At 36.1% G+C, this 5702-nt stretch carries 7 protein-coding genes; 1 reads left to right on the top strand and 6 read right to left on the bottom strand.

Annotated features, from left to right (window positions below; genetic code table 11):
* The coding region (gene meaB / locus R3333_RS12030) for a methylmalonyl Co-A mutase-associated GTPase MeaB (protein ID WP_318959024.1) at nucleotides 1–900 on the bottom strand (900 nt) is incomplete at its 3' end.
* A gap of 174 nt (nucleotides 901–1074) precedes the next feature.
* Here meaB and R3333_RS12035 point away from each other — a divergent pair.
* Nucleotides 1075–1869, top strand: coding sequence for a hypothetical protein (locus R3333_RS12035; RefSeq protein ID WP_318959025.1), 795 nt, complete (start codon nucleotides 1075–1077; stop codon nucleotides 1867–1869).
* Nucleotides 1870–2009: 140 nt separating this feature from the next.
* Here the strand turns inward: R3333_RS12035 and R3333_RS12040 are convergent, their stop codons facing one another.
* From R3333_RS12040 to R3333_RS12060, 5 genes are all read right to left on the bottom strand, one after another.
* Nucleotides 2010–2819 (bottom strand): 2,3,4,5-tetrahydropyridine-2,6-dicarboxylate N-succinyltransferase, encoded by an 810-nt coding sequence (locus R3333_RS12040; protein WP_318959026.1) that lies wholly within the window; start codon nucleotides 2817–2819, stop codon nucleotides 2010–2012.
* Nucleotides 2820–3806: 987 nt separating this feature from the next.
* Nucleotides 3807–4304: a DUF4265 domain-containing protein gene (locus tag R3333_RS12045; RefSeq protein WP_318959027.1), complete on the bottom strand. Its 498-nt coding sequence runs from the start codon at nucleotides 4302–4304 to the stop codon at nucleotides 3807–3809.
* A complete protein-coding gene (locus R3333_RS12050; protein ID WP_318959028.1) occupies nucleotides 4297–4674 on the bottom strand; it encodes a hypothetical protein in 378 nt (125 codons plus the stop codon). Before R3333_RS12050 ends, R3333_RS12045 begins: the two co-directional genes overlap by 8 nt.
* 4 nt (nucleotides 4675–4678) lie before the next feature.
* The gene (locus R3333_RS12055) at nucleotides 4679–5104 is read right to left on the bottom strand and encodes a DUF4279 domain-containing protein (RefSeq protein ID WP_318959029.1); all 426 of its coding nucleotides are present in this window, start codon (nucleotides 5102–5104) and stop codon (nucleotides 4679–4681) included.
* 2 nt (nucleotides 5105–5106) lie between these two features.
* A complete protein-coding gene (locus tag R3333_RS12060) occupies nucleotides 5107–5514 on the bottom strand; it encodes a hypothetical protein (protein ID WP_318959030.1) in 408 nt (135 codons plus the stop codon).
* Nucleotides 5515–5702: the final 188 nt, after the last annotated feature.

The raw sequence follows: 5702 nt of genomic DNA on the forward strand, positions 1-5702 counted from the left end.
CAATTCTTTCAAACTTTCATTCATCCAGTATTTATCTTGCGACTGTCTTTTCTGTTTGAACCAGCCGTTGATTTTGGTTTGGTTTTCAAAGGATATTATGGTTTGCCAAACCTTGTCTATGTTCGTATTGGTCAATGAACTTGCCGTTAGCGCTTTGGGTATCCATTCGTTTTTATTGGGTGGAAAAAGGTGCATGGCATTTTGGTATTCTCTGCGCGCCAAGTTGGCTTTTTTGATGTTGTCGCCATCGGCTTTGGTAATCACTAAAGCATCGGCCATTTCCATGATACCGCGTTTAATTCCTTGCAATTCGTCTCCAGCACCGGCCAACATCAATAACAAGAAGAAATCCACCATGGAGTGAACGACTGTTTCTGATTGACCTACACCGACAGTTTCTATCAAGATAATTTCAAATCCAGCCGCTTCACACAAGAAAATAGCTTCTCTGGTTTTACGGGCCACACCTCCTAAAGAGTCACCTGCCGCAGACGGACGAATAAAAACATTGCTTTGCTGCGAAAGCTCCTGCATTCTTGTTTTATCCCCCAAAATACTTCCACCGCTTTTCTCCGAAGAAGGGTCTATGGCCAACACCGCTACCTTTTTGTTTTCTTGGAGCAAGTGCATCCCAAAGGACTCAATAAAGGTACTTTTACCAACTCCTGGTACCCCTGTAATTCCAACACGTATAGAATTTCCAGCATGCGGTAAACACGCGCTCACCAATTCCTTGGCCGTAGCTTTGTCTTGCGGTAAATTGCTTTCCAATAAGGTGATGGCAGAACTCAAAGCCGTTAGGTTACCCGCAAGGATACCTTCCATCAGTTTGTCTTTGGTCAAAGCTTCTTTACGTTGCTTTCGCTTTTCCATCCAGCGCTTTAACTGCTCTTCATTCATGCCGTTTAAATTCAAGATTCAAGATTTAAAATTCAAAAAGGGGGCTTTCTGTAGGGAAATGCCTTGTTTTCAAAGATAGAATTTCTATTCACTAAAAAAGGGACACCTCTTTGGGGAATTCAAAAATTTAAGGATTCAAAAATTTAAAGTGTTATTTTCGTTGAAACTTAACTTATGATCAAAGACCCATTTATCAAAGGCATTATTATCACAATTTTGGTGGTTTGTTTAATCCTAGTTTTAGCACCATTTTTTATTTTCCTAGGAGCATCATCCTCAGTAGAAGGGATGGATAACGTAAGGATGCAGTATTGGGGAGAACTAGGGAGTTATTTTTCTGGAACTAGTGGTATTGTTGCTTCTATATTCGTAGGAGCGGCCAATTTATTTTTAATTCATTGGGTTTATTCTAAACAAAAAACCGACAGGATAAAGTCAAACGAATATGAATTAACCATAAAAATAAGTGAGTTTTTGTATGCCCCAACTGAAAAAAGAGAAACGTTAGAGTTTCTAAGTAGAGTATATAATGATCTTGATGTGATTCAGAGATGGATTGAATTAGGTTTTGTTGAAAATAGTCAACAGCTGGTTCAAGGAGTTATTCTTTTAAGAACAAATATTCATAATGTTTTTCCATCGTATGTTATGAACAGAATTGTAAGAAACGCTCATGAATTTAACGCGATGAAAATTTCTGAGATACAGGCAACAAAACTGTTAAAGGAAGAGTTTGAAAAGAATCATGTACAGAATGTCAATTTTTATAAAAATCATCCAAAAAAAATTATTAGAGATTACTATTACTACCGATTTTTCTTTAGAAGTATTGATATAGTCAAAGATTTACTAAAGATAAACTTGAAGGAAGAAAAAATTACTCAAACTGTTTTCAATCAAATAGTTAAAAAACATGAGGAAGTATTTATGAAAAATGAACATGATTTTTATGTACGTAATCTATATTAGTTTTAGTTACTAAAAAAGGGACACAACCCTAAGATCGCATCCCTTTTCTATCCATCGTTAAGAATCAAGCCACTTCTGACTTATCACGTGTCACTTATCACTCCCCACAAACTCTTAACTCATAATTTCTTAACTCCTAACTAGACAGCAACATTGTGCTCTCTCAATGCATCGTTTAAAGAAGTCTTCAAATCTGTACTTTCTTTACGTTTTCCGATGATTAATGCACAAGGAACTTGGTAAGATCCAGCTGGGAATTCTTTCGTGTAAGAACCTGGAATTACAACAGAACGTGCAGGAACTACACCTTTTGTTTCAACAGGCTCATCTCCTGTTACGTCAATGATTTTTGTAGATTTTGTCAATACTACGTTTGCACCCAATACGGCTTCTTTCTCTACGCGCACACCTTCAACAACAATACATCTAGATCCGATGAAAGCACCGTCTTCGATGATTACTGGTGCAGCTTGTAATGGCTCCAATACACCACCAATTCCAACACCACCACTCAAGTGAACGTTTTTACCAATTTGCGCACAAGATCCAACCGTTGCCCATGTATCTACCATAGTACCCGCGTCTACGTAAGCACCAATGTTGATGTAAGATGGCATCATAATTACTCCAGCAGAAACGTATGCTCCGTAACGTGCTACAGCATGAGGTACTACACGTACACCCAATTCTTTGTAGTTTGTTTTCAAAGCCATTTTATCGTGGAATTCGAATGGACCAACCTCGATTGTTTCCATTTTACGAATAGGGAAGTACAAAACTACTGCCTTCTTTACCCACTCGTTCACTTTCCAACCACCGTTACCATCTGGCTCAGCAACGCGTAATCTTCCTTTGTCAATTTCCTCAATTACTTGATTAATTGTCTCTATCGTTTTAGCATCTTCTAAAAGACTTCTGTCTTCCCATGCTTTTTCTATGATTTCTTGCATAACTTTTTTCAACTTGTGCCACAAAATTAGGGTCTTATCCGAGAATAGCCATGTAGATTAGTCGAGAAAACAGAATTTTTACATTTTTCTCAATTTTTGTTGAGATGAACGAAGTTTTAGCGTGAGTATAGAACAAGCCTACAGCGAAATTTAAATTTTGATTTTTAACAGGTTCTCGAGCGAAGTCGAGAGATTATTTCTATTTGGCTGCCTTAAGCGGCTATACGTTGTAGTCCCCAGGCTAAAAAGCAAGTCAACCAAAGCTGGCCCCAACACTTCCGCTGGTCGTATTGGCCCCAACTGTTTTCCTAACTTTTCAGCCAGCGGCGCTGCCACTGCTATCCGCGGCAGAAGTCAGTATTGAGTGTGAGTAGGGAGCAAGAGGCTGTTGGTTTAAAATCAGAATGGAAATCAATTTAACTTTTACAAATAAGGTACATAGATTAAGTATGCAAAGTATAGAGTAGGGACTAGAATAAAAATTTTTAGTATTACGTGTACTTCGGCTATTATAATAGCTACAATACCTGAAATAACAAAAAAAGGAAATATGACCATTCCTAGGAATCCAAAATAGAGGTAAAAACAAGCAAAGCCAAAAATAATACTGAATACGCCCATATTGAAGTTGGTGTACAGTTTTTGCTTAAGGTATGCCAAAAATGATTGAATATTTGGGTTCATAAATTTTGATTAAAGTTACTAGCAATTTTGGACATTGGAAAATGAAAACTCTGAAATCATTGCGCGACTCACTCAATTCATCCGCTAAGAGGAAGGTGACTTTTGGAATGACTCAACTGAAGTTGAACAAAAAACATATTACAAGGTGTAGAAGAGAGATAGATAAAGGGAGAAGAATCAAGAGCGAGTCCTTTTTAAAGAAAATTTCCTAGCTTTTGAAAGCCTATCTATCCGAACTAAAACAATTACAAATATTGGTATTCGTAGAAATCTAAAAAAATACAAGTTTAGACATCGAAAAAATTAGCTTTTCAAAAACTTCCTGAAAATAGACGTTTTCAAATCCTTCTTATGTTTTTTAGAAAGTAAAGCTTCTGCAAATTCTACAATGCCTTCCGTTTCTTTTCGCTTCAATGAGTCTTGGAGTTTTTTATAGTCTATTTTCATTGGCACATCAACTACGAAATAATTTTCACTAACACCCTCTGTGCTACAATTTACATCCTTAAACCAATCACGTATTTCTGAATTTAACGTGTTCTTTTGGTGAACAAAAATTTGAAGTATGGAATGGTTAGAAGCTCTAATAACTTTCTGAAAGCAAAGAACTCCATCTTCGTCTACTATCGCATGAATAATGTCCTTACATGCAAAGGGAGCTCCATAAAAAGGGATATTGTCGATTTGGTATAAGCCTTTACGAAGATCATGAATTTTAGCCCATAAAGTTTCAATAGTGCGTTCTTCTAATACATCACTGTAATATTCAGTTTTAATTTTTACGAGTTCAGATTTATCCATGATTTAAAGGTACTATAAACCGCGTAATACTTTTTACCTTATCACCCTTGGCGCCGCTGAATTCATAGAATTCAGAGAAAGCGTAAATGATTCCATTTTCGCAGGTCATTTTACCCATTACGGCGCCTTCTCGTCCGTGGGTAAGGACTTTTTCTAAGCAGAGAGCTCTAATTGGACTATCCATAAAAATGCTTTCGTTGAGATCATCTTTCGACACTATTTTTTGTGTTTCTAAACAATTCCAAGCGAATTTGTCTGTAAAAGCTTCACGCAAGGCAGTCAAATCTCTGCGAGTATAGGCCATATTGATATTAACCAAAAAATCTTTTTTCGGCGCATTGTCGCACCCTTTGGGGATGGAAAGTTTCATTGTTTTACATTTTTGTTGAATCATCTCTATACATATCTACATCAACAACGGTTTTAGTTTTATAAAGAAATTCTATTGTTTTCTCATCTAAGCCCAAAGCCGGTGTGTTCAACTCCTCGTTAAAATCAATTTCTAGTACAAATTGAAGTACACTGTGTAAATCGTATTTTTCTTTGAACTTATTTATTTCATCAATTTTCGGGAATAGAGTATTGGTAAGATCCAATACATGATCATATAAATCACTATCGTTTGCAAGTTTTGGTGTACCATACTGCCATATAGAGTACTTACTTTTGGCAATGTATCTTCCTTTTTCACCTTTCTTAATGGCGTATGTCGCATCAAGTTCAAAGATTTCAGAAAATTCTCTAGGGTTGAAATCACCTCCTTTCAGGGCAAAGTAGATATATGTTTTTTTATTTGTCATAATTACTCATCTTCATACCTAGGAATAACGCGTATAGACTTTTTCTTTTTTGGTGGTGATGGTACGCTTGGCTGTTTTACATAGTCAATAAATGTTATTCTGTCTGGTGGTATTGTTAAATCTTCTTCTCTAAAAACTTTTGTATAGTTTTCAAAAATTACCAAAGTGTATTTTCCACCCAACACTAAGGGAGACCTAACAGATGATAGAGAATCACCAGAAAACTCAAAGGCCGTGCTATCTTGGGTTTTATTGTTCACCATTAGTACTTGAATTAAAGTCGAGTCGGTAAATATTTCAGCATACTTAAAATCTATTTCCAAATAAGCATATTTCCAATTGTCATATCCATTTTGTGCAGCGCTAAACTGACTTGTTAAAAGGAAAAGAATTAAAAGTGTTTTTAGCATGATTTTAAATTAGTAATACTAAGTTAAAATTTTCTGTTGCAAACCCTCAACCCTTCAAACTAAGATTCCTGAACAGAGCCGAAGGACAACCCTCAACCCCGCAATTATTAAATCTTTAAATCACGAAGTTCAGTTCGTTCTTATATTTTTAAATAGCATCACTCCATCTAAAAGTCTAAAAATCTAAC

Source organism: Lishizhenia sp. (genome assembly GCF_033720595.1).
Classification (GTDB): domain Bacteria; phylum Bacteroidota; class Bacteroidia; order Flavobacteriales_D; family Crocinitomicaceae; genus Lishizhenia.